At 70.8% G+C, this 23,323-nt stretch carries 25 protein-coding genes and 2 pseudogenes; 3 read left to right on the top strand and 24 right to left on the bottom strand.

From position 1 onward, the window contains the following. Positions 1-9 precede the first annotated feature (9 nt). Positions 10-888, bottom strand: a complete 879-nt coding sequence (locus ACQBAT_RS03830; protein WP_420746661.1) for a hypothetical protein — start codon at positions 886-888, stop codon at positions 10-12. 550 nt (positions 889-1,438) lie between these two features. Between ACQBAT_RS03830 and ACQBAT_RS03825 the strand changes: the two genes are divergently transcribed. Then, entirely contained in the window at positions 1,439-2,011 is a 573-nt protein-coding gene (locus ACQBAT_RS03825) for a hypothetical protein (RefSeq protein ID WP_420746660.1), read from the top strand. A gap of 150 nt (positions 2,012-2,161) precedes the next feature. Here ACQBAT_RS03825 and ACQBAT_RS03820 read toward each other — a convergent pair whose 3' ends face one another. The 4 genes from ACQBAT_RS03820 to ACQBAT_RS03805 form a co-directional block, all read right to left on the bottom strand. Then, positions 2,162-3,064 carry an ABC transporter permease gene (locus ACQBAT_RS03820; RefSeq protein WP_420746659.1) on the bottom strand — a complete coding sequence of 301 codons (903 nt, stop codon included), beginning with the start codon at positions 3,062-3,064 and terminating at the stop codon, positions 2,162-2,164. After that, complete coding sequence (locus ACQBAT_RS03815) at positions 3,061-3,921, bottom strand: ABC transporter permease (protein ID WP_420746658.1); 861 nt, start codon at positions 3,919-3,921, stop codon at positions 3,061-3,063. The genes ACQBAT_RS03820 and ACQBAT_RS03815 overlap by 4 nt, the downstream gene beginning before the upstream one ends. A gap of 58 nt (positions 3,922-3,979) precedes the next feature. Continuing rightward, a complete protein-coding gene (locus tag ACQBAT_RS03810) occupies positions 3,980-4,906 on the bottom strand; it encodes an ABC transporter ATP-binding protein (protein WP_420746657.1) in 927 nt (308 codons plus the stop codon). A gap of 108 nt (positions 4,907-5,014) precedes the next feature. Next, the gene (locus ACQBAT_RS03805; RefSeq protein ID WP_420746656.1) at positions 5,015-6,364 is read right to left on the bottom strand and encodes a SixA phosphatase family protein; all 1,350 of its coding nucleotides are present in this window, start codon (positions 6,362-6,364) and stop codon (positions 5,015-5,017) included. A 224-nt stretch (positions 6,365-6,588) separates the two neighbouring features. Here ACQBAT_RS03805 and ACQBAT_RS03800 point away from each other — a divergent pair, with 224 nt between their 5' ends. After that, a complete protein-coding gene (locus ACQBAT_RS03800) occupies positions 6,589-7,584 on the top strand; it encodes a 2-hydroxyacid dehydrogenase (protein ID WP_420746655.1) in 996 nt (331 codons plus the stop codon). Here ACQBAT_RS03800 and ACQBAT_RS03795 read toward each other — a convergent pair. From ACQBAT_RS03795 to ACQBAT_RS03725, 15 genes and pseudogenes are all read right to left on the bottom strand, one after another. Beyond that, the gene (locus tag ACQBAT_RS03795) at positions 7,575-8,870 is read right to left on the bottom strand and encodes an FtsX-like permease family protein (RefSeq protein ID WP_420746654.1); all 1,296 of its coding nucleotides are present in this window, start codon (positions 8,868-8,870) and stop codon (positions 7,575-7,577) included. The two genes, ACQBAT_RS03800 and ACQBAT_RS03795, sit on opposite strands and share 10 nt — an antisense overlap. A 175-nt stretch (positions 8,871-9,045) precedes the next feature. After that, positions 9,046-9,279, bottom strand: a pseudogene (locus tag ACQBAT_RS03790) (permease); the annotation flags it as partial. A gap of 277 nt (positions 9,280-9,556) precedes the next feature. Further along, a complete protein-coding gene (locus tag ACQBAT_RS03785; protein WP_420746653.1) occupies positions 9,557-9,694 on the bottom strand; it encodes a hypothetical protein in 138 nt (45 codons plus the stop codon). A gap of 93 nt (positions 9,695-9,787) precedes the next feature. Next, positions 9,788-9,844, bottom strand: a pseudogene (locus tag ACQBAT_RS03780) (hypothetical protein); the annotation flags it as partial. Positions 9,845-9,855: 11 nt separating this feature from the next. Further along, positions 9,856-10,308: an ATP-binding cassette domain-containing protein gene (locus tag ACQBAT_RS03775; RefSeq protein WP_420746652.1), complete on the bottom strand. Its 453-nt coding sequence runs from the start codon at positions 10,306-10,308 to the stop codon at positions 9,856-9,858. Next, positions 10,305-10,874 carry a PadR family transcriptional regulator gene (locus tag ACQBAT_RS03770; protein ID WP_420746651.1) on the bottom strand — a complete coding sequence of 190 codons (570 nt, stop codon included), beginning with the start codon at positions 10,872-10,874 and terminating at the stop codon, positions 10,305-10,307. The genes ACQBAT_RS03775 and ACQBAT_RS03770 overlap by 4 nt, the downstream gene beginning before the upstream one ends. Positions 10,875-10,972: 98 nt before the next feature. Beyond that, positions 10,973-11,266, bottom strand: a complete 294-nt coding sequence (locus ACQBAT_RS03765) for a class F sortase (RefSeq protein ID WP_420746650.1) — start codon at positions 11,264-11,266, stop codon at positions 10,973-10,975. Continuing rightward, positions 11,185-12,228 (bottom strand): hypothetical protein, encoded by a 1,044-nt coding sequence (locus ACQBAT_RS03760; RefSeq protein WP_420746649.1) that lies wholly within the window; start codon positions 12,226-12,228, stop codon positions 11,185-11,187. Before ACQBAT_RS03760 ends, ACQBAT_RS03765 begins: the two co-directional genes overlap by 82 nt. Positions 12,229-12,359: 131 nt before the next feature. Continuing rightward, entirely contained in the window at positions 12,360-13,904 is a 1,545-nt protein-coding gene (gatB, locus tag ACQBAT_RS03755) for an Asp-tRNA(Asn)/Glu-tRNA(Gln) amidotransferase subunit GatB (RefSeq protein ID WP_420746648.1), read from the bottom strand. After that, complete coding sequence (gatA, locus tag ACQBAT_RS03750; protein WP_420746647.1) at positions 13,901-15,418, bottom strand: Asp-tRNA(Asn)/Glu-tRNA(Gln) amidotransferase subunit GatA; 1,518 nt, start codon at positions 15,416-15,418, stop codon at positions 13,901-13,903. Before gatA ends, gatB begins: the two co-directional genes overlap by 4 nt. Before the next feature lie 8 nt (positions 15,419-15,426). Then, on the bottom strand, positions 15,427-15,723 hold the full coding sequence (gatC, locus tag ACQBAT_RS03745; protein WP_420746646.1) for an Asp-tRNA(Asn)/Glu-tRNA(Gln) amidotransferase subunit GatC: 297 nt from the start codon (positions 15,721-15,723) through the stop codon (positions 15,427-15,429). Positions 15,724-15,998: 275 nt separating this feature from the next. After that, positions 15,999-16,253 carry a glutaredoxin domain-containing protein gene (locus ACQBAT_RS03740; protein WP_420746645.1) on the bottom strand — a complete coding sequence of 85 codons (255 nt, stop codon included), beginning with the start codon at positions 16,251-16,253 and terminating at the stop codon, positions 15,999-16,001. After that, a complete protein-coding gene (locus ACQBAT_RS03735; RefSeq protein ID WP_420746644.1) occupies positions 16,240-17,184 on the bottom strand; it encodes a sensor histidine kinase in 945 nt (314 codons plus the stop codon). Before ACQBAT_RS03735 ends, ACQBAT_RS03740 begins: the two co-directional genes overlap by 14 nt. Beyond that, on the bottom strand, positions 17,181-17,558 hold the full coding sequence (locus ACQBAT_RS03730; protein WP_420746643.1) for a winged helix-turn-helix domain-containing protein: 378 nt from the start codon (positions 17,556-17,558) through the stop codon (positions 17,181-17,183). The genes ACQBAT_RS03735 and ACQBAT_RS03730 overlap by 4 nt, the downstream gene beginning before the upstream one ends. Before the next feature lie 26 nt (positions 17,559-17,584). Next, positions 17,585-17,890 carry a response regulator transcription factor gene (locus ACQBAT_RS03725; RefSeq protein WP_420746642.1) on the bottom strand — a complete coding sequence of 102 codons (306 nt, stop codon included), beginning with the start codon at positions 17,888-17,890 and terminating at the stop codon, positions 17,585-17,587. Between the two features lie 42 nt (positions 17,891-17,932). Here ACQBAT_RS03725 and ligA point away from each other — a divergent pair, with 42 nt between their 5' ends. Next, positions 17,933-20,104: an NAD-dependent DNA ligase LigA gene (gene ligA, locus ACQBAT_RS03720; RefSeq protein WP_420746641.1), complete on the top strand. Its 2,172-nt coding sequence runs from the start codon at positions 17,933-17,935 to the stop codon at positions 20,102-20,104. Positions 20,105-20,170: 66 nt separating this feature from the next. Here the strand turns inward: ligA and ACQBAT_RS03715 are convergent, their stop codons facing one another. From ACQBAT_RS03715 to ACQBAT_RS03700, 4 genes are all read right to left on the bottom strand, one after another. After that, complete coding sequence (locus tag ACQBAT_RS03715; protein WP_427197744.1) at positions 20,171-20,947, bottom strand: hypothetical protein; 777 nt, start codon at positions 20,945-20,947, stop codon at positions 20,171-20,173. A 56-nt stretch (positions 20,948-21,003) separates the two neighbouring features. Further along, positions 21,004-21,549: a hypothetical protein gene (locus ACQBAT_RS03710; protein ID WP_420746640.1), complete on the bottom strand. Its 546-nt coding sequence runs from the start codon at positions 21,547-21,549 to the stop codon at positions 21,004-21,006. 154 nt (positions 21,550-21,703) lie between these two features. Beyond that, positions 21,704-22,750, bottom strand: coding sequence for a methionine synthase (locus ACQBAT_RS03705; protein ID WP_420746639.1), 1,047 nt, complete (start codon positions 22,748-22,750; stop codon positions 21,704-21,706). A gap of 18 nt (positions 22,751-22,768) precedes the next feature. Next, complete coding sequence (locus ACQBAT_RS03700) at positions 22,769-23,314, bottom strand: hypothetical protein (protein ID WP_420746638.1); 546 nt, start codon at positions 23,312-23,314, stop codon at positions 22,769-22,771. Positions 23,315-23,323 lie beyond the last annotated feature (9 nt).

The following is a 23,323-nucleotide window of genomic DNA, read 5'->3' as shown; positions in this document are numbered from 1 at the left end:
CGATCCGGCTCAGCGGATCCACGACATCATCGCCCGGACCCGACGGCCGACGCGCTCGATCGGGTGGGCGGCCGCGGCGGCCTCGCGGCGGCTGGTCGCGCCGTCCGCGGGATCGTCACCCGGCTCCCCGTCGGGGCCGTGTTGGGTGGCGAAGCCCGCCGCGTAGATCGCATCGGTGCGTGCCTTGAGATCGTGCAGCACCGCCAGGTAGGCGACCTCCTCTTCGACGCCCTCGGCGACGAGGCTGTCGAAGGCGTCCTGCACCATACGTTGGAGGGGCTCGTGGACGCGCTGCTCGGCGAGCGCGAGCGCCCGGGCCTGGTGCTCGAGGGTGGTGACGATCGCACCTGAGCGCAGCGCCCCCATCGCCCCCGCGTATGCCGTGAGCGTCGCCCACGCAGCACCACTCCCGTCGCGTTCGACGGCGACGAGGGCGGGGCAGCCACGCCCGTCGAGATACTCCTCACGGACCCGGTCGCCATCACCGATCGCATCGAGCAGGGCCAGGTCGACGCCTTCGGGGACGGCCAGTCCCCCGACGCGCACGATGGCGGCGCTCGTGACGATCACGAGGTCACCTGGCTCGGTGTACTGGTCGAGCAGCCCCTGGACCGACTCGACCGCGAGCTCGCCGTGGCTGTCCCCTGCGCCGGTGATCAGCACGATGTCGCAGCGGGCCACCGCCTGCTCGGGGGTGTCGACCGCGAGCCCTTCAATCTCAGCACGCGCCGCCGAGCGGCTGTCGGGGGTAACGCCGATCCAGACGTCGACACCCGAGTCGCGCAGGTTCAGTGCGTGCGCCGCGGCGAGGGCATCGAATCCGAGCACCGCCACCTGCCGGTCCTGCAGCAGCGTCAGGTCAGCCGAGTCCGGGTCCAGAGTGCTCACCCCTCAACCCTAAGTGACCGGACACCTGCGCCCCAGCGCACCGATCACGCCCGCCCGTCGCCTGTGAGTGCCCTGGTTCGATGCGCTCATCGGTCGAATCGCGTGCGTAACCCGGGCAGTCACAGTCACGACGCCCTCACCAACGGCACCTGTGGACAACTCCTGAGCCGCTCCGCGGGATTCGGGAATGCTGTCGCTCATGGCCACGAATCCCCACCAGCTCGATGTCCGGCGCCCTTTCACGAGAGCACAAGCGCGCGCGGCCGGCATCTCGCTGAGGCGCTTGCAGTCGCGCGATTTCCGACGCGTGCTGCGCGGTGTGTATGTCGCAGCATCCGTGGAGGTGGATGCCTACCTCCACGCCGTGGCGGCGATGCTCATCGTCGGAGGGCACGGCTGGGTATCGCACCACACAGCTGCCAGATTGTGGGGCGGCGTCGTGCCTCACACCTCGAAAGTCCACCTCAGCGTTCCCAGAGGATCTCCTCGCAACGAGCGGTCGGACGCCGTCTTCCACGCCTCATCCCGGACCCCGACAACCTTCCGCAAGGTGCGCACGACCAACGGCATCGCGACCTTTCTCGACATGGCGACCCAGCTGGACCTCGTCGACCTGGTGGTTCTCGGAGACAGCCTGATCAAGAAGGGCCGGTTCAGCGTGGAGGACCTGGTCGCCGCCGCGGAGCGCAGCACTGGTCGCGGATCACGGCTGGCACGCAGAGCGGCCGGTTTCGTGCGCGCCAAGGTCGACTCACCGATGGAGAGCCGGACGCGCATGCTCTTCGCCCTGGCGGGATTCCCGGAGCTGATCGTGAACCATGCCTTCTACACGATGGACGGCCAGCTCGTGCGCCGCTTGGATCTGGCGCACCTGGCATCCAAGACCGCGATCGAGTACGACGGCCGACAGCATGCCGAGAATCCCACTCAGTGGGAGGGCGACATCATCAGGCGTGAGGGATTCGACGATGACGGCTGGCGGATCATCCCCCTCATCTCCAAGGACATCTACCGCACACCGGGCGCCACCCTCGAGCGGGTGGCCAAGATCCTGCGCAGCCGCGGGGTCGCGGTCGGGCCGATCAACGATGAGTGGCGTCTCCACTTTCCGGAGCAGGGGTGACGCCGAGCTCAGACGCTCCCCCGACGGCACGCGCACGGGCTCGTCTCGGGACAGCTGGCCCTGTGCGTGCCCCGATTTGATGCGCGCCTCGGCCCAAAGCCGTGTCCGATCGGGGCATTCACAGGGAAAGAGTCCGCTGGGGAGCGGATCTCAGCGCAGGAAGAGGGCGCGCAGGCGCACGGTGGTCAGCCACAGCCCGGCGGCGGTCATCGTCAGGAAGTAGCCGACGTGCACCAGCGTCATCCCGGTCAGGTGCCCGACGGACAGCTGGCGCATCAGCTCCACGCCGTGCCAGAGCGGCATCGCCATCACCAGCCACTGGATCGCCTCGGGGTAGACCGAGATCGGGTAGAGCGTGGCCGAGAACAAGAACATCGGCAGCATCGCGAAGTTGATCAGGTCCATCTGCTGGAAGCTCTTCAGGTAGCTGGTGATCGCCATCCCCAGCGCCGCGAACCCGAACGCGATCAGCACCGCCACCGGCACCATCGCCAGCGCCCACCACGACGTCACCAGCCCCATCGCCGCCAGCACGCCGAGGAAGCCGACCGCATAGATGAAGCCGCGGAAGAGCGCCATCAGGATCTCCCCGAGCGCCACATCCAGCGGCCCGAGCGAGGTCTGCAGCATCGCCTGGTAGAGCTTGGCGAAGCGCAGCTTGAAGAAGACATTCCAGGTCGAGTCGTAGATCGCGCCGTTCATCGCGGACGTGGCGAGCAGCGCGGGAGCGATGTAGGCGGCATACGTGATCGGTTGCCCGCCCGGCCCCTCGACCTCCCCCACCAGCATCCCCATCCCGACGCCCATGGCCAGCAGGTAGAAGACCGGCTCGAAGAAGCCGGAGACGAGGATCAGCCAGTTCTGGTTGCGGATCACCGTGAAGCCGCGCTCCAGGACCGCGCGCACGTTGCCTGAGGACAACGAGGCCAACCCGTCCGGTATGCGGTGTCGCCGGGCCGTCAACTGCCGCGCCACTCCCGTGCTCGGCGTCGTGGGCGTTGTCCGCGTGGTCGACGTCGTCCCTACCGCCTGCTCGGAACCGTGCTCGCTCATGCGGTCAACCTCCCCCGATAGACCCGGACGGCGACCGTGAGACCACCGACGACACAGACGATCAGGAAGAGAAGGTGCACGGCGATCAACCACGGCTCGACCGGGGCGCCGTAGGAGGCCACGCGTGCCAGCTGGGTGCCGTGCCAGACCGGACTGATCCAGCCGATCCACTGCAGGTAGATCGGCATCACCGAGAGCGGGAAGAAGGTCCCGGCGAAGAGGAACATCGGCATCACGATGAAGCGCTGCACGAAGGTGAACTGGAAACCCTCGTCCTTGACGGTCGCGGCATACGCCTGCAGCGGTGCCCCGAAGGCCATCGCGGCGAGCACGCCGAGCGGCACGAGGAGCAGCGACATGAGCACCTGCGGAGCCGCACCAAAGGCGACCATCACCACCCAGAAGATGAAGGACTGGATGAGAAAGCGAAGACAGACGGCGGTGAAGTGGCCCACCGCAATCTGACCCGGCGACACCGGCGAGGCGGCCGGACCGTAGTAGAGCCGGTTCCACTTGAAGCCGCTCATCACCGGGTAGGTCATCTCGCCGCTCACCGACATCACCACGGTCGAGACCAGCAGGGCCGGCGCGACAAAGGTCAGGTAGTCGACCCCATCCACGCTGCCGACGCCGCCGCTCACCAGCGCCGCCAGGCCCACGCCCATCGCGATCAGGTAGAGCAGCGGCTGACCGACGGCGTAGAACAGGATCGGCAGGGCGTAGGCCCGCATGCCGCGCAGGTAGGTCTCGGTGTAGTACCACCAGCCGAACCGTCGGCTGCGGGCCGCCATCTGCGAGTGGGGCGGGATCGTGCCGGAGTAGGCGAGCGAGGTGGAGTCCAGCTCGGGATGCGGCACGCTCGCAGCTCCCGCTCCCCCGCCCGTCGCGGCTGACCCGCCCGAAGGACCTGTCGACTCAGTCAATGAGCGACCTCCCCGTGAGCCGGAGGAAGACGTCCTCCAGGGAGCTGCGGCGCACCAGCGAGGTCACCGGGTTGAGCTCGCGCCGGGAGATCTCCTCCAGCGCGGCCTCACCGTCAGGGGTGTAGATCAGGATCCGGTCGGGCAGCACCTCGTTGCGCTCACCGACGCCTTCGAGCCGGTCGACCACCTGGGCATTGCGCTCCGAGCCGAAGCGCACCTCGACCACCTCGCGGGTCGAGTAGCGCCGGATCAGCTCTCGCGGCGAGCCCTCGGCCATGATCGCGCCGTGGTCGACCACGATCAACCGGTCACAGAGCTGCTCGGCCTCGTCCATGAAGTGCGTGGTCACAACCAACGTCGTGCCCGCCTCCTTGAGGCGGAACAGCCGGTCCCACAGGATGTGCCGCGCCTGCGGGTCCAGGCCGGTCGTCGGCTCATCGAGCAACAGGATCCGCGGCTCGTTGACCAGGCCGCGGGCGATGGTGAGCCGCCGCTTCATGCCGCCGGAGAGGTTGCCGACTTTCTCGCGCGCCTTCACCTCAAGCTGGGCGAACTTCAGCAGCTCCTCAGCCTTGGGGAGGAGATAGGAGCGCGGCAGACCGAAGTAGCGGCCGTACATCACGATGTTCTCCCTGACCCGCAGCTCCTCGTCGAGGTTGTCCTGCTGCGGGATCACACCGAGATGGGCACGGACCTCGGGCCCGTGGGTGCCCGGGTCTAGCCCGAGCACCTCGAGCTCACCGGCCGTGCGGTCGAGGGTCCCCCCGATCATCCGCATCGTGGTCGACTTGCCGGCACCGTTGGGGCCGAGCAGCCCGAAACTCTCCCCCGGCTGCACCTCGAAGTCGATGCCGTCGACGGCAGTGAAATCGCCGTAGGTCTTGCGCAGGCCCTTGGCCCTGATCACCGGTGCGGTCACGAGGGGTGACTCTAGACCGCGGGTCCGACAGACCCCAACCGGTTTCAGCCCGCTCGCCTGTCAGCCGGTCAAGAGCTCAGAAGGTCAGGAGGTCACCAGGTCAGGAGGTCAAGCGCGGGCGGTATGCAACTTCAGCAGCCGCGCGCCCGCCATCCCGAGGTCCGCCCAGGCCGTCTCGACGCCGAGAAGGGCGGCCGTCGAGGTGGGGTAGCCGCGCAGCAGCCGCTGCTGCAGCTCCCCCTCCATCCCTTCTCCGGCCAGCTCCCAGACCGTGGTCGACATCACCGGCTCATGGCCCACGACCCACGCCACCCCGGCAGCGTCCGGGATCTCCTGAATGGCCGCGAGCGTCCCGTCCACGCCACCGTCATACAGGCGTCGCTCGGTCCACACGCTCCCGGCGTCCGGGTGCATCTCGCGGAGCGCCTCGAGCGTCTGCTGGGTCCGGGTCGCTGTCGAGACGAGCACGTGGTCGGGCACCAGCCCCTGCCCCATCAGCCAGCGCCCGAGCAGCGCGGCGTCAGCCCTCCCCCGGTCCGCGAGCGCCCGGGAGTGATCCCCCTCCGAGTGGCTGTCTTCGGCGGTGGCGTGACGGATCAGGACGAGACGGCGACCCTGCATGTCTCGACCGTAGCCGCCAGCGCCGTCCGCCACCACAGGACTGAACGGCCTACCGGCCTCGGGCGCGGGTCGCCGCCGCGGCTCCCCCGAGGAGGAGCAGGCCGGCGCCCCAGCTGCCAGGAGCCAGGCCGGTGCCTGGTCGGAGACTGTCGTGCCGGTCTGAATCCGGGGTCCGGACACGGTGCCCTCAGAACCGGCCGTCGGAGCCGGCGCCGGCGTGGTCGTCGGGGCCGGGGTGGTCGTCGGGGCCGGGGTGGTCGGGGGCGCCGTGGGGGCGGGAGTCGGCTCCGTCGCGGTCACCGGGTTCTGGCCCATCAGGTAGTACTGCGTCACCGCCTCCGCCGCTTGCCCCGACGCGACGACGTCGAAGGCATCGGCCTGGGAGGCTGGGTGTCCCTCGCAGGCGCCGTCGTAGGGGATGAAGGCGTAGCTCGTGCGGTCTGGATCGGTCGAGGCCTGGAGGTAGACCATCGCCTGTGACGGGCCCTCGCCAACCACGGCGAAGCCGGCAACCGTGCCCATCCCGACCTGCACCACGTCGGCCGACGCCAGCACGAAGCCATCCGCGCCGGGGCGGCCGGCTCCCACCGTGTAGCCAGCGGGCTCGGCGCCCTGGTTGTAGACCCCGAAAGCCACGCCAGGGGACCCGTCCTCGCAGAAGGGCACGACATCGGCGATGACGAACCCGCCGTGCGCACCGTGAGCTTCGCCATACACATTGCCCATGCCGTCCTCGACGGTGTCCGCTGCGGTGGCGGCCAAGGCGGGGCCAGCGGCCAGCGCGGCGACGGACGCGACCATGGCTGCGGAGCGGAGCAGGGCTGAACGTGTGCGCATCGGTACTCCTGGTGGACGGTCTCGTGTCGAGAAGCCCTGAGCGACAGGGGATCCGTCGCCTGCCCGGATGCTCCGGATCTGGCTCTAGGACGACCTGATCAGCCCGGCACATTGCACGGCCAGTCTGTGATATGGATCACACCTGTCGAGACCTCGCCGCGCCGACACGCGAGGACGGGTGAACCGCGGCGGGCGGACCGAGCCCGGGCACCTACCGTGGGGGCATGGACGCGCCTCCCGACCCCACCGCTGGCCCCCTCCGCACCGCCGACCCCGTCCACGCCGCCGTGCCTGATGAGCTCCGTGAGCTGCTGCACCCGGTCGACGGCGTCGAGGTCACCTTCTACGACCCGGAGGACCGCGACACCATCCCGGGTGGGGGCCGCGAGGTGGAGGTGCTGGCGTTGCCGATGATCGCTGGGCCCTGGCTCAAGCGGCTCGACGAGGTCCCCGGGCTGCGCGCGGTCGTGCTCTCCTCAGCGGGGTACGAACACGTGCTCCCCCACCTGCCCGAGGGCATCGCCCTGGCCAATGCGGTCGGGGTGCACGACACGGCGACGGCCGAGCTGGCCCTCACCCTGATGCTGGCTTCCCAGCGCTATCTGCCCAGGCACGTGCTCTCCCAGCAGGCTCAGACCTGGGACCGGTCCACCCCCGAGGGTCAGCCGTGGCGCTCGCTCGCCGACTCGACGGTGCTGGTCCTCGGCTATGGCGGCATCGGCCGCGCGCTCACCCGCCGGCTGCTCGCGAGCGAGTGCGAGGTGCTGGCCGTCGCCTCCACCGACAAGCCAGGCGACGATCTGGTCGATTCCGTCTGCGGTATCACGCACCTGCCCGACCTCCTCCCCCGCGCCGACATCCTCGCCATCAGCGTCCCCCTCACCGAGGAGACCGAGGGACTCGTCGATGCGGAGGCCCTCGCGCTGCTCCCCGACGGTGCGCTCCTGGTGAACGTCGCCCGGGGCGGTGTCGTGGACCACGAGGCCCTGCTCGCCGAGTGCACGTCCGGACGGTTGCGGGCGGCCCTGGATGTCACCGACCCCGAGCCGCTCCCGGATGGTCATCCGCTGTGGAGCACACCCGGTGTCCTGGTCGTCCCGCACGTCGGCGGCGCCTCACCCGCCTCCTTCCCGCGGATGGCGAGCTACCTACAGGGGCAACTGACGGCATACCGGGACTCGGGGCGGCTGGAGCACCAGGTGGCGGGCCCTCAGGCCTGACGCACCTGCTCCGGGCGCAGGCGGGAGCCGAGGCCCAGCGAGGTCAGCGCCGCGACGAGCAGCGCGCCGCCGGCGGCCGCAAGGAGGGTCCCGGCGAGGTAGAAAGGCGGTAGTCCGTATCGCTCGGTCGCGGACAAACCCTGGTTGGCGAGGTCGAGATAGCCCGCCCCGACCAGGTGACCCAGCCCCAGCGCCAGGCCACAACCAAGCAGCAGCGGCAAGGCGACCTCGAGCCAGTGCGAGCCCCGCAGCACCCCGACGGGCGTGCCGAGCAGGCGCAGCCGGGACAGCTCGACCCGACGCTCCAGCACTCGGTCCACCATCCCCAGCAGGAAGGCCGCGAGCCCGATCGTCAGCACCACGGCCGTGAGCAGCCGGATGGAGTCGATCTCGCGCTGGTAGCGGTCGAAGTCGGCGACGTCCCAGTAGGACGCCGGGTCCAGGCCGAGCGCGCGCAGCTCACCGGGCAGGTTGGGGCGAGGATCGGCGACGACGAGCGCCCGGGTGACCCTGCCGTCCTGCAGCACGTCGAGCTGCTCCGCGGTCAGCAGGCCGCGCGGGAGGAAGAAGGACCCGACCACGTCGTAGTCCCGCGGCGTGCCCGTGGGCTGCGTCAGCACGATCGGCTCCCCCGCGACCGCCACGGTGTCGACGAGCTCACCAGGAGGCGAGTCCTCGACATTGTCGTCACGCATGGCCCGCACCTCGATCTGTGCGGGCCTGTCATTGCCGCCCTCCAGCCAGGGGTCGATCACCCGGGCAGCCTGGCCGTCGGAGCACTCCTGGACGCGGGGAAGCAGCACGGTGAGCTCGGCACAACTGGTGACCAGCACGGTGCGGTCCATGAACTGCCCGGTGCCCGGGTCGGCCGTCACCCCTGGCGTCGCGGCGGAGGTGACGAGCGCAAACTCCCGGAGCCCGTCCAGCTGCTCCACACGCTCGCGGACCGACCCCACGTCCTGCCCGTCGGGCACCCACACCGGCGTGGCCGCCTCGACCTCCCGTTCGTGCACCACGGCGCGGTACTGCGGCAGGCCCTGGATGTTGGCCACCAGTCCCTGGGCTGCGGTGGCGACGAAGAGCCCGACGATCAGCCCCGCGAGCACCCTGGTCAGCGCCCCGGGTTGGGCCTGCAGCCTCCTCCCGGCGATCACCGTTGTCGGTCGGTCCAGTCGGATCAGCAGCGCCGCGAGCCAGCTCACGAGCAGCGGCGGCACCAGGATGGCGCCGAGCGCAGCCAGGACCGCTCCACCGAGGAAGACGACCGGCAGCAGCTGCGGCTGCACCGTGCCCTCGCGGGCGACGAGGGCGAGCAGGATCGCCGGCCAGCAAGGGCAGGACTCGCCACCAGCCCGGCCGACGCACCGCCATCACCCTCGCTTGGGCCACCAGTCCACCGCTCGAGCGCCGCAGCGCCCGGGCCCCGAGCGCACCGGCCAGCATCGCGAGCGGGACGCTGAGGCTGGCCATGATCAGGAGCGGGCTGGGGAGAAGGTCGGACACGGCATACGGGCGGCCGCCGAAGCTCAGCCTCGCGAGCAGCGGAAGGGAGGCATAGTGCAGACCGGTCCCGACCAGCCAGCCCCCGAACGCCCAGGGCGCGGTCTCCCCCAGGCCGACCAGCCCGAGCTGGCGCGGCGTCATCCCGAGCAGCCGCAGCCGGGCCAGACGCCGGGCCCGCAGCGCGGCCGACATCCGACCCGCGGTCACCGCAGCGACCAGGGCGGGCAGCACGACGGCCAGCACCACCCCGCCGGAGATCACGGCGCCGAGGACGTCGGGGCCGGTCTGGTACTGCTCCTGCGCCAGCGCCTCAACGCTCGGCCGTCGGACGGCGGCCATCACGACGAGGACGCCGAGCACAGCCACGGTGGCAAGGGCGGCGACCACCGCCATGATCACGGCACGTAGGCGACCGTGCCGGGTTGCCCGGGTGGCCAGCTGCCAGCCGAGGGCGAGGGGCGCGGACACGTCATACCCCCAGGGGGTCGGTGACGCGACCGTCGCGCATGGTCACGAGCCCGTCCAGGTATGCCGCAACCCGGTTGTCGTGGGTGACGACCAGGAGCGTGGTGCCCAGGTCGGCCGCGGCCCCGCAGAGCGCTTCCATGACCTGCTCGGAGGAGACGGTGTCGAGGGAGCCAGTCGGTTCGTCGGCGAGGACGAGCGCCGGCTCGTGGACGAGGGCGCGGGCGACGGCGGCACGCTGGGCCTGCCCGCCGGAGACCTCACCGGCGCGTCGATCGGCGACGTGCTCGATCTCGAGCCGGTTCAGCAGGTCGCGGGCCCGGATCGGGACTCGCGGCGCGCGATGCCGGCCAGGCGGAGCGGCAGCATGACGTTCTCGCGGAGGGTGAGCTCGGCGACCAGGTCGCCGAACTGGAAGACCATCCCGATCTGCTCACGGCGCAGGGTGTCGCGGGCGCGCTCCGGGAGGACCCCGAGGTCCTGGCCGAGCACCTGAGCCGTCCCGGACTCGGGAGGGAGGACACCGGCGATGACGTGCAGCAGGGTCGATTTACCGCAGCCCGAGGCACCCATGAGCGCGATCCGTTCCCCTGCCCTCACGGTGAGATCGACGCCGCGCAGGGCTGGGGTGGAGCCGTAGCTGAGGTGGACGTCCTGAAGCTGGATGGTCGGGTGGGTGGCGGCCTCGGACTGGGCGGACTGGTCGGCGCCGCGCTGCGGGCGATGGTCGAGCGCGGAGCCACGGGCGGCGTTCATGACCCGTCCTGGTCGGCGCTGGCGGGCGAGGTGAGCGCGGTGTGCAGGTCGGCGCGCATGGCGTCGAGGCGCTGCCCGGCCTCCTCGATCCACCGCAGGTCGGCGTCGAGGTGGGTGAGCTCGTAGGTGATGGCGAGTTGGCCGGCCACGTCAGCCTCCCGCCGGCGACGGGTGAGCTCGCGCATCCGCTCCAGGTGGCTGGCCCGCTGCCGGGCGAGCACCTCCTGGGCATCTCGGCCCGAGAGGAGGGCCACCGAGACCCGGGCGAAGAGGGTGGAACTGGCGAAGGCGCCGATCTCCTGCGGGGTGTAGACCCAACCGTCCACGACCGACACACCGTCGGGGGTGATCCGGTAGCGCTTGCGGTCCGGACCGGCGCCGGACTCGACGGTGACCACCTCAGCCCAACCCTGGCGCTCGAAGCGGGCCAGGGAGGAGTAGACCTGCCCGTAGGCGAGCGGCTTGTCCGGCGCGAGGGCCAGGTCGTAGTCACGCTTGAGCGTGTATCCGTAGGCGGGTTCACCCGACCCGTCAAGGAGTCCCAGAAGGGCGTGCGCGGTGCTCATGGCGAGGACTATACACACACAGTATACGTAGTGTGAATAGTCCACGCGTGGCGTGCCGCTCTGCCCCTGGGCAAGCCGCCTCAGGGGGAACCGACGGCTCAGCCACCGGTGAGCTCGGCCTCCACGATCAGGTTGCCGGCGAAGTGGTTGCCCTCCTCGACGACTGAGCTGTCGTCGCAGGTGACGATCGCCAGTCGCGAGCGCTCGGCAGGGCCCCAGACGTCGGGATCGACCATCACGTCGTCCTTGTCGGCCACCCGGACCTCGGTGACGGTGTAGACCAACTCGGTGCCGTGCTCATCCTCGACCCTTACCCGCTCCCCCACCTGCGTCGAGGCGAGGTCGGCGAAGACGTCCGGGACCCCGTCGGCGCGCACGTGGCCGGCGACCACGGCGATGCCTGGTTCGCCCGGTCGAGGCGACTGGTCATACCACTGCACCACGCCGGGTGGGGGGTTGATGAAGCCCTCCGCGTCCACCCCGAGCGCCGTGATGACCCAGCTCGGCCCGTCGTCGAGAGTGAGGGAGACCGGGATCCCCGGCTCGAGATCGGCCGGGGTGGTCGCCGTGGTCGGCGCCTCGTCGACCGACGCGGGTGACTGCGCGATGGCTCAGCGGTCATGGTCGCTGCCGCCGCGTCGACGTGTGCAGGTGGCTGAGCGGTCGACTGACTGGCGTTCACCACGGGGGTGACCGTGGCCCCCACTCCCGCCTCGGCCACCACGCCCGCCTCGGCCACGGTGCCGGTCTGGATGCGCGGACCGCTCGGCACCGCAAGGGGCGGGGCGGGTGCGGCGTCGGACGGGCTGGAGTCGTCGTGGCCGGAGGGGGAGCCATCGAGCTGGTAGACCGAGGACCCGCCCTCGGGGAACCGGTAGCCGATGGCCATCACGGTGTCGAAGCCCTCGACGGTGTCGCACGTGGCCTCGCTGTCGGCGAAGACGAAACCATGCGAGTCGCCGACATCGAGGCGCATCGCGGCGTTCTGGTCCCAGAAGAGGTCTTCCTGGGCGTAGGTCAGCGGCACACCGACCTTGATCGACTCGCCCGGATCGAGCACGCCGAACCAGTCCGCCGCCGAGACGGCCATGTCGACGTCATTGGTGTTGGTCAGTTCGAAGGCGGCGGAGAGCACCTGGTCCTCACCGCAGAAGAAGAGGGGCACGCTGACGGTGATGCCGAGCAGGTCATAGCCCTGCCAGGTGTAGTGGTTGCCACGGAAGTCGAACTGGTCACCCTGACCGGGCAGCTTGACGTCCTCACCGGCCAGGGCGGACGGGGCCAGCCCCAGCCCGACCGCGAGGATGCTGGAGGTCAGCGTGGTGGTCAGGGCCAATCGGGTCGTGGTGAGCATGATTCCCCCTCGGGGTCCGGTGGGCCGACCGGGTGGTCGACTGTTGGGAGGTAGACGCGTCCGGTCCACGCAAACATCGCGCCCCTGTGATCCATATCACAGGGGCGCGATGGCGCTGCGGGCGCGAGCGGTCAGCCCTCCACGCCCAGGGTCGCCAGGATCAGCTCGCGGGCCTTGGCGGCATCCGCCTGTCCCCGCATCTCCTTCATCACCTGGCCGATCAGGGCACCGGCCGCCTGGACCTTGCCGCCCTGGATCTTCTCCACGACGTCGGGGTTGGCGGCGATGACCTTGTCGACGGCAGCCTGCAGCGCGCCGTCGTCCTGGACCAGCTCCAGCCCGCGGGCATCGGCCACCTGCGTCGGGCCGCCCTCACCGGCGACGACGCCCTCCATCACCTGGCGGGCCATCGAGTCGTTGAGGCGACCCTCCCGCACGAGTCCGTCCAGCTCGGCGATGTGGGCCGGGGTGACGCCCAGCTCCGTCACCGCCACGCCGTCAGTGTTGGCACGACGGGCCAGGTCACCGGTCCACCACTTGCGCGCGGCAGCCGGGGAGGCACCCGCCGCAACGGTCTCCTCGATGACCTCGACGGCGCCAGCGTTGACGACATCGCGCATCTCCAGGTCGGAATAGCCCCACTCCTCCTGCAGCCGCTTGCGGCGCTGGGCGGGCGGCTCGGGCAGCGTCCCGCGCAGCCGCTCCACGTCCTCGGGGGACGGGGCGACCGGCACCAGGTCCGGCTCCGGGAAGTAGCGGTAGTCGTCGGCATCCGACTTGGGGCGTCCGGCGGTGGTGATCCCGGTGTCCTCGTGCCAGTGCCGGGTCTCCTGGAAGACCTTCTCCCCCGCATCGAGGATCGCCGCGTGCCGGGTGATCTCGTAGCGGACCGCCCGCTCCACTGAGCGCAGGGAGTTGACGTTCTTGGTCTCGGTCCGGGTACCGAAGGTGTCCGACCCCTTGGGCATCAGCGAGACGTTGGCGTCGCAGCGCACATTGCCCTGCTCCATCTTGACCTCGGAGACGTCCAGCGCCCTGAGCAGGTCACGCAGGGCGGCCACGTAGGCCTTGGCCACCTCCGGAGCGCGGTCACCCGCGCCGGTGAGGGGCTTGGTGACGATCTCGATGAGCGGGATCCCGGCCCGGTTGAAGTCCACGAGCGAGTAGTCCGCGCCATGGATGCGGCCGGTGGCACCGCCCACGTGGGTGGACTTTCCGGTGTCCTCCTCCATGTGCGCGCGCTCGATCTCGACGCGGTAGGTGAAGGCCTCGCCCGCCTCGCTCGCCGGGACCTCGACCTCGAGCCAGCCGTCGAACGCGATGGGCTCGTCGTACTGCGAGGTCTGGAAGTTCTTCGGCATGTCCGGGTAGAAGTAGTTCTTCCGGGCGAACCGGCACCACGGCGCGATCTGGCAGTTCAGCGCCAGGCCGATCCGGATGGCCGACTCCACCGCCGCCTTGTTGACCACCGGCAGCGCGCCGGGCAGACCCAGGCAGACCGGGCAGGTCTGGGTGTTCGGGTCTGCGCCGAAGCCGGTCGCGCAGCCGCAGAACATCTTGGTCGCGGTGTTCAGCTCGACGTGGACCTCCAGGCCCATCACCGGCTCGTAGCGCTCCAGCGCCTCCGCGTAGTCCACGGTGTCCTCTTGATGGATGGGGCGTGCGGAGATGGTCATGACCTCACCTCGATCTCGGGAGCCTGCTCGAAGACATAGCCGCCCTGCGCGGACCGCAGCGCCTCCTCCAGCGCCGCGCCCACGGCATACAGGCGCTGGTCCTCCATCGCGGGGGCGAGGATCTGCAGCCCCGCCGGTAGACCGTCCTCGGCCGCGAGCCCGGACGGGATCGACATCCCGGGGACGCCGGCCAGGTTGGCGGGGATGGTGGCGATGTCGTTGAGGTACATCGCCATCGGGTCCTCGGTCTTGTCGCCGATCTTGAAGGCGGTCGTCGGCGCCGTGGGGCTGACCAGGACGTCGGCCTGCTCGAACGCGGCCTCGAAGTCGCGGGCGATCAGGGTGCGGACCTTCTGGGCCTGGCCGTAGTAGGCGTCGTAGTAGCCGCTGGACAGGGCGTAGGTGCCCAGGATGATGCGGCGCTTGACCTCGTCGCCGAAGGCGTCGTCCCGGCTGGCCGCCATCACCTGCTCGGCGCTCGGGCTGCCCTCGGGGGTGCTCCGGTGTCCGTAGCGCATGGCGTCGTAGCGGGCCAGGTTGGAGCTGGCCTCGGACGGCAGGATCAGGTAGTAGGCCGCCATCGCGTAGGCGAAGTGCGGGCAGGAGACCTCGACGATCTCCGCACCCAGCTCACGCAGCTGGTCCAGAGCATCGTTGAACAGGTCAAGGACACCAGCCTGGAAGCCCTCCCCACCGATCTCCGTGACGACTCCAACCTTCAGCCCGGTCAGGTCGCGGGTGCCGGTGGCCGCCGCGACGACCGGCGGAACCGGGGCGTCGATCGAGGTGGAGTCCATCGGGTCGTGCCCGCCGAGCACCTCGTGCAGCAGGGCCGCGTCGGCCACCGTCCGGGCGCACGGGCCGATCTGGTCCAGGCTGGAGGCGAGCGCGATCACGCCGTAGCGGCTGACGCCGCCGTAGGTCGGCTTGGTGCCGACCGTGCCGGTGACCGCGGCTGGCTGCCGGATCGACCCGCCGGTGTCCGAGCCGATGGCGAGCGGGGCCAGGTATGCCGCAACGGCCGCGGACGAGCCACCGCCGGACCCGCCGGGGATCCGGTCGAGGTCCCACGGGTTGCGGGTCGGGCCGAAGGCGGAGTGCTCGGTTGAGGAACCCATCGCGAACTCGTCCATGTTGGTCTTGCCCAGGATGGGCATCCGGGCATCCCGCAGGCGGGTGACGATCGTGGCGTCGTAGGGCGGGACGAAGTCAGCCAGCATCTTCGAGCCGGCGGTGGTGGTCAGGCCCTGGGTGCACGCGATGTCCTTGACCGCGACCGGGACACCGGCCAGGCGGGGCAGGTCCTCGCCGGCCTCTCGGGCGGCGTCGACCTCCCGGGCGGTGGCGAGGGCGCCCTCGGCGTCGACGAGCAGGAAGGCGTTGAGCGTGCCGTTGAGCCGCTCGATCCGGTCGAGGTGGGCCTGGGTGAGCTCGACGGAGGTGAACTCCGCGGCAGCCAGACCATCTGCCATCTGGACAGCGGTGAGGCGGGTGAGGTCGGTGGGTGACGACATACGGGACCTCACTCCTCGTCCAGGATCCGCGGCACGCCGAAGCGCCCGTCCTGCGCCGCGGGAGCGTTGGCGAGCGCCTGCTCCTGGGCGAGGCTGGGGCGCACCTCATCCTCCCGGGAGACGTTGGCCAGGGGCAGCGGGTGGGACATCGGGGGCACGTCGGCGGCGGCGATCTCGTTGACCTGACCGACCCAGTCGACGATCTGGTCGAGCTGGCCGGCGAGGCGGTCGAGCTCGTGGTCCTCGAGCTGGATCCGCGCCAGCATGGCGACGTGCGCGACGTCGTCGCGCGAGAGGTTGGACATGGTCGCCAAGTGTAGGCGGGCGCGTGTAACGCCCAGGTTTCGCCCCGAGCGATGACCCGGCCACCTCGCCCTGTGACTGCCCCGATCTGGCACGCCCAGGGCGCCAAAAGCGCGCCAACTCCGGGCACTCACAGGACACCACCCCCGACCACCAGGCAGGATGTCGCCCGGGGCCTGGGGATGCCCCCCGGGGCCGGGGGATGCCCCCGGGGCCTGGGTTGTCGCCCGGTTCAGGGCCCGTATGCCGTGACCCCGGTGGTCCGCCAGGCCGCCTGTCAGTCGAGCTGGCTCAGTCGCTCCAGGACCTTCGCCGGGTCGGGATTGGTGTGCGGCTCGCCCGCGATCACCACGGTGGGGACGGTCTCGTTGCCGTCGTTCACGCTCCGCACGAAGGCGGCGCCGTCCTCGTCCTCCCAGATGTTGACCCAGCGCGCTCGGCGTCCGTCCTCCCCCAGCCGGGTGCGGAGTCGATGGCAGAAGCCGCAGCCCGGCCGCCAGTAGATGACGACGTCGCCATCAGGATCGGTCATGGTCAGAACCTCCTGGGGTGGTGGTGGGGCTCAGTGGCGGACCGTGGACCGGCAGCCGGAGCGTCAGGGTCGAGCCTTCGCCGTGCCAGGACTCCAGTGTGCAGTCGCCGCCGTGCCGTCGCGCGATGGCCCGGACCAGCGGCAGACCGAGACCGGAGCCCTCGATCCTTCGCGCCTCCTGGCCCCGACCCAGCTCCTCCCAGACCAGTTCCTGCTCCTGCTCCGGGATGCCGCGCCCGGTGTCGGCGACCTCGAGGACCAACCAGTCCTCGTCGGCCCGGCCGCGCACCTCGACGGTGTCACCCGCTGAGGAGTACTTCACCGCGTTGGACAGCACGTTGGACACCGCCAGGAAGAGCAGGTCGTCATCGCCGGTGATGGTCGGCAGCGGCCGCGGCGCGCGGGGCAGTGAGACCACCGCCTTCCGCTCGGCCGTGCCGGGCAGCTCACGTAGGGCGTCCACCGCCTCCTCGACGAGGGCGGTGGGATCGACCGGGCCGGTCTCCAGCTCGGTGTGCTCGACCTCGCCGACCTTGCGCAGGTCACTCATCAGCCGGGTGAGCCGCCTGGACTGGATCTCGATGCTGGCACGCTGGCGGTCCGAGGGTTCGTCGGCGATGGCCGTGCGGATGCCCTGGATCGGGTTCTTGAGCTCGTGGTCGAGCCGGTCCAGCAGCCGACGGTGCTGGGCGGTCTCCTCGCTGAGCGCGGCCTGCAGCACCTCGTTGCCACGACGCGTCTCAAGGACCCGGCCCAGCAGCCACCCACCCAGCACCACGCTCACCGCCAGGCCGAGGAGGGCGGGGACAAACGCCATACTCCCCGTGACGTAGTAGTGGGGCGCTCCGCCGACGCCGAGCCAGACCAGGCTGGCCAGCAGGCCCACCAGGCCGGGGGCGAGCGCCAGGGCCGCCGCCCGCAGCGGGCTCACCCGCGCACCACCGGGTGGACGAAGCGATAGCCCATCCCCTGCACGGTCTCGATCCAGGTCGGCGACCCGGGGTCATCCCCCAGCTCGCGGCGCAGCTCGGCGATCCGGTGGTCGACCGCGCGGGTGGTGACGATCGCATCGAACCCCCAGACCGTCTGCAGCAGCCGGTCCCGCGAGAAGACCTCGTCCGGGTGAGCCATCAGGAACTCGAGCAGCGCGAAGGCGCGGGGCGTGACCTGCTTCTCCTTGTCCCGCAACCACATCCGCCGGGCTGGGCGGTCGATCCGCAGGTCCCCGGCCCGCAGCGCCTGGGCCGCCGACAGCGGCGCCCGACCGGAGGCGGACCGGCGCAGGACCGCGCGGATCCGCGCCATCAGCTCCTGCGGGTCGAAGGGCTTGTTTAGTCGTCGGCCCCCTCGTCCAGCGCCGCCGCCCGCTCGTAGGACTCCCCCACCTGGGTGAGCAGGATGACCGGCAGCCAGTCGTGCTCCTCGCGGATCCGGCGCAATGTCTCCCGGCCGTCCAGCACCGGCATCATCACGTCGAGCACCACCAGGTCCGGGCGGGCGGCGCCGATCTCGCGCAGCGCCTCCTGACCGTCGGCGGCGACCCGCACCTCCAAGCCCGAACGGATCAGGACCGGGGCGAGGTGCTCCCGGATGGTCGCGTCGTCGTCGACCAGGAGGATCTGCGGACGCTCGGACATGCTCCGACCGTACCTGTCGGTGGTGTACGTCAGACTGGGCTCGTGACCGACCAGACTGCCGCGCCGCCGCCCGAGGACGTCCGCCACCGGTGGGAGGAGCTGGCGGAGGCGATCCGCGCGCACCAGTTCGCCTATTACGTCAAGGACGCCCCGACGATCGCTGATGGGGAGTTCGACGCACTGGTGCGTGAGCTGGAGGGGATCGAGGAGGACTGGCCGGCGCTGCGGGTGCCGGACAGCCCGACCCAGCAGGTGGGGGGCACCTTCTCCACCGAGTTCACCGCGGTCGATCACCTCGAGCGGATGCTCAGCCTGGACAACGCGTTCAGCGAGGAGGAGCTCACCGCCTGGGCCGAGCGGGTCGAGCGCGATGTCGCGGGCACCCACGTGCACTACCTGTGTGAGCTCAAGATCGACGGGCTTGCGGTCAACCTCCTGTATGAGGACGGTCGCCTGGTCCGCGCCCTCACCCGGGGAGATGGTCGGACGGGCGAGGACGTGACGCTCAACGTACGCACGATCGAGGGCGTGCCGCTGGAATTGCGGGCCCCCGAGCAGCAGGCAGCAGAGGGCGTGACCGAGGAGGGCGCTGCCGTCGAGGGAGGCGCGGAGGAGACCGAGCCGGTTCCGGTGCCGCGGCTGGTCGAGGTCCGCGGTGAGGTCTACTTCCCCGTCGAGGCCTTCAAGGAGCTCAACGCAGCCCTGGTCGAGGCGGGCAAGCAGCCCTATGCCAACCCGCGGAACACCGCGGCCGGATCGTTGCGGCAGAAGGACCCGCGCATCACCGCCCAACGGGGGCTGCGGATGCTGGTGCACGGTATCGGCGCTCGTGAGGGCTTCGACATCAGCCGTCAGTCGCAGGCCTATGAGCTGCTCTCGGCCTGGGGATTGCCGGTGTCGGACCGGGCCAAGGTGCTCGGGACGCTGGAAGAGGTGCGCGAGTTCGTCTCCTACTACGGCGAGCACCGCCACGACGTGGAGCACGAGCTGGACGGTGTCGTCGTCAAGATCGACGAGGTGGAGGTGCAGCGGCGGCTGGGGTCGACCTCTCGTGCCCCACGGTGGGCGATCGCCTACAAGTACCCGCCGGAGGAGGTCACCACCAGGCTCCTCGACATCCGGGTCGACGTCGGCCGCACCGGCCGGGTCACGCCCTGGGGGTTGATGGAGCCGGTGCAGGTCGCGGGCTCCACCGTGGAGCGGGCCACCCTGCACAACCAGTACGAGGTGGAGCGCAAGGGCGTCCTGATCGGGGACACCGTGGTGCTGCGCAAGGCCGGTGATGTGATCCCCGAGATCCTCGGTCCGGTCGTCGATCTGCGCGACGGCACGGAACGGGCCTTCGTCTTCCCCACCCACTGCCCCGCCTGCGGCACCGAGCTGGCGCAGCAGAAGGAGGGCGAGAAGGACTGGCGCTGTCCCAACAGCAAGGACTGTCCGGCCCAGTTGCGCGAGCGGCTCTACTCGCTGGCCAGCCGCGGCGCCTTTGACATCGAGGCCCTCGGCGGAGAAGGCGTCAACGCCCTGCTCGATGCCGGGGTGCTCACCAACGAGGCGACAATCTTCTCCCTCACCGCCGACGATGTCCGGCGGGTGCCGCTCTACACGCGGGCGGCGAAGAAGACTGACCCCCAGGACGCGGTGACCGACGGTCGGGTGCTGTCGGCCAACGGCCACAAGCTCGTCGACAACCTCCAGCAGGCCAGATCCCAACCGCTGTGGCGGGTGCTGGTGGCGCTGTCGATCCGTCACGTCGGGCCGACGGCCGCGCGGGCGCTGGCCACCGAGTTCGGGTCGATGGACGCGATCCGCGAAGCCGATGTCGAGCGCTTGGCCGCGACCGAGGGCGTGGGCCAGATCATCGCCGAGTCCGTTGTCGAGTGGTTCGGCGTGGACTGGCACACCGAGATCGTGGACCGCTGGGCCGCCGACGGCGTCCGGATGGCCGACGAGCGCGACGAGTCGATCGAGCGGACGCTGGAGGGAAAGACCGTCGTGGTGACCGGGTCTCTGGAGGGCTTCTCCCGTGATTCCTCCAAGGAGGCGATCATCGCCCGCGGCGGCAAAGCGTCGGGGTCGGTGTCCAAGAAGACGGACTGGGTCGTGGTCGGCGCCAATGCTGGATCCAAGGCGGACAAGGCCGAGGAGCTCGGCGTCCCCGTGCTGGACGAGGCCGCGTTCGTGCGGCTGCTGGAGACCGGGTCGCCCGAGTAGACCGCCGCAGCTCACGCGGGTGCGGGGCCGGGGCGTCCCCCTCCTGCGACGCCCCGACCCCGCTGCTCAGATGGCTCCGGCCGATGCCGGAACCGGGTGGCCTCCCCTCGTCAGCAGGAGCCCACGAAGCCCCGGTAGTTCGACTTCGCGATCGTGTAGGTCCGCGTCGTGTTGCGCGGGATCGCGTGGCAGTTGCTGAGGGCCGGCTTCTGGTGGAGGCTCACGGCCACCGAGATCGGACACCCGTTGCTGACCACGGCGCGCACCCTGCGCTGACCGAGGCGCAACCAGTCGCGGTACTCCGTCACCATCGAACTGACGCAGGTAGGCAGGCTCGCGGGCAGCGCCACCTGGGTGGGGACGCCGGCCGGTGCGGCGACGCTGACGGACGGCGGCGCGCTGGAAGACCACGACATCCGTGCTGCCATCGACCACGAGCACCAGGGTGCACTTGCGGCCCTGGTCGACAAGCGCCCGGAGGGCTGCGGTGGCGGGGGCGGACAGGTCGTGGGTCACGACGACGTGGTGACCGGCGCTGGCTCGCTGGAGCAGCAACCGATGGACCGAGTCCTCCAGGGTCTCCTTGCCTCGGCGCACCCCGGCCAGCGCGTCCAGCAGCTCGAAGCGCTGCTCCTTGCCACGCAACCGCCCGGTCAGGCTCCCAGCTCCACCCTCGAGCAGGACCGAGAAGCCGTTCCCCAGGTGGTAGGTGCCGACCGATGCCGCGACGGCGACCGCCTTCTCGAAGACCGGCGAGAGCTCGTGCGGCAGCGGGTAGGAGGACTGCGCGGTGTCCAGCAGCAGGCACACGGTGTCGGTGATCCCGTGCTCGGCCCCCCGCACCAGCAGGTCGCCGCGCCGGGCCGAGGCGCGCCAGACGATGCGGCGCGGGTCGCCCCCTACTGATAGGGGCGCATGCCGTAGAACTCTGCCCCCGTGGGCCAGGGGCGCGAGTGCGGCGGTCGCAGCACCGGGTCCTCGAAGGCTCGCGACAGGATCCGATCGACCACTGGTTCGGCCACCGGGTGCGCCACCAGCTCGACGGCCCGGGCCACCTCCTGACGCCCCCGCACCAGGCCGAAGGGATCGGTCCGCTCCAGGAGCAAGGGCCCCACGGTGAACCGGCCACGGTGCTCGGCCCGGAACTCATACCCGACCTTCGTGGGCGCTCCCGCCACCAGCAGCGGCACCCCGAGCCGGACTGTGGACCACAGCCCTTCGGGGAAACTCTCCTCCACCACCACCGAGGTCAGTCGTTGGCGCGAGGTCAGCGACAGATCCACCGCCACCCTGCGGCCCATGGTGACGCGGGAGGGCAGCGACCCCCGCTCCGCGGTCACCGGCAACCGGCGTCGGGACTGCAGCCACACGAGCAAGAGGACCAGTCCAACGGCATACCCGAACAGGCTCAGTCCGGCGCTGCCCGCCGCGTGCCCGCCGAGCACCGCGCCGACGGCAGCACCACAAGGGGTTCAGGAAAGAAAGTTGGTTTCAGCACACCATCCCCGACCACGGCAGGGGGTAGCGGCGTTGACGTTGAGGGGTGGGCCTGATGGCCCGACTCCGCCGAGCAGGTGCGGCGATCGCCTCACGCTCGGGTCAGGCGAGGGCGCGCTCGGCCAGCCGAGCGGCGGCGGTCACGGTCGCCGCGGTGAGCGACCGGGCCTGCTCCGGGGTCATCCCGGCCAGGCCGCAGGTCGGCGTCACCCCGAGGTCCTTGAGCACCGAGAGGGGCAGGCCGAGCTCGGACCACCGGCGCAGCAGGCCCGCGTCCACGTCCCCCGCAGTCAGATCCAACCCTGCCCAGAGTTGCCGGCCACCCTCCACGGCGAGCGCGATCTCCTCCCACCCCGGCTCCCCGACGAGGCTCACATCCAGCGCCAGGAAACCGGCCCCTGCCTCGGTGAGCACCGACACGGGTGGGTCGCCCGCGCAGGTGTGGACACCGCATACGGGGGCCTGGTCTGCGGCCTGGTCGAGCACTCGGGCGAGGGCGGCGACCGCCTCTCCGCGCTCGGGGGTGCGCAGCGTGCGATAGCCGGACTCGGAGCGGATCCGGCCGAGCAGCACGGCCGTCAGCGAGGGCTCGTCGACCTGGAGGACGAGCTCGGCGCCGGGGATCAGCGCCTGCACCCGGGCCAGGTGTCCAGCCACCCCCTCGGCCAGCGAGGCGACGACGTCCCGGACCGCCCCCGGGTCATCGAGAACCCGGTCCCCCAACGGGCGCCACAGCGCCGCCGCCAGCGTCCACGGCCCGGCGACCTGCACCTTCAGCGGGCCGACGTAGCCGTCGAAGGCCTCGGCCAGCTCGTCCAGGTCCTGCCGCCACAGCGAGGCGGCGCGCTCGGCGTCCCGGCCCGGTCGATCGACGAGCCGCCAGCCCTGCGGCTGGAGGTCGACCGGGAGATCCACCAGCAGGTGGGCGGCGCGACCGATCATGTCGGCGCCCGGACCGCGGGCGGGCAGCTCCGGCAGGTACGGCAGCCCGAGCACACCCTCCGGCACCGCGCCCGAGGCGAGTTCACCGCGGATCACCCGCAGCGCCTCGCGGATGTCGGCGCCCGGCCAGGAGCCGATCCCGGTGGCGACGACGCCCGTATGCCGCAGCCCCGCTGAGTCCCTGCCGTCGCGGATCTCGGGTCTCACCTGGGGAGCCTGCTCAGCTCAGCGGCGCGCGCGGGCGGCGAAGAAGGAGTTCGAGTCCTGGCGCCAGAGCAGGACCAGGACCGCCACCGCGATGGCCCCGGTGATCAGCTGCAGGATCAGCCCGATCACACCGCCGGCGGCCGTCCCGGGCATCAGGCCCGAGGCCGCCACGGCCATCACCGTGTTGATGATGCCGATGGCACCCAGGATGGTGGCCACGATCCGGGCCCAGCCGATGCCCTTGGCGTTCAGGCGCGCCATCAGCACCCACAGGCCGGCGAAGACGAGGGCGAGGACGCCTGTGGTCACCAGGCTGAAGCTCACCGCGGTGTCGAGGTCGGCGGCGGTGACGTTCTGCCCCGTGGCCTCGAGCTGGGTCCTGACGGCCTCCCGGATGGCGTCGCGGTCGCCGAACAGGCCGGCCAGACCACCGATCAGGGTGACCACGGCGCCGGCGTACATCAGCAGCTCGGCCAGTCGGATGGACTGCGGCTTGGCGGGCGCCTGCGCGGCACCGGGCTGGTGGCCGGGCTCATGCATCCCGGGTGCGGGCTGATAACTCATGACATTCCC

This window comes from Ornithinimicrobium pulveris (genome assembly GCF_050261105.1).
In the GTDB taxonomy this organism is placed as follows: domain Bacteria; phylum Actinomycetota; class Actinomycetes; order Actinomycetales; family Dermatophilaceae; genus Ornithinicoccus.
The sequence above is the reverse complement of the archived record's forward strand: the minus strand, read 5'-3'. Positions and strand labels throughout refer to the sequence as shown.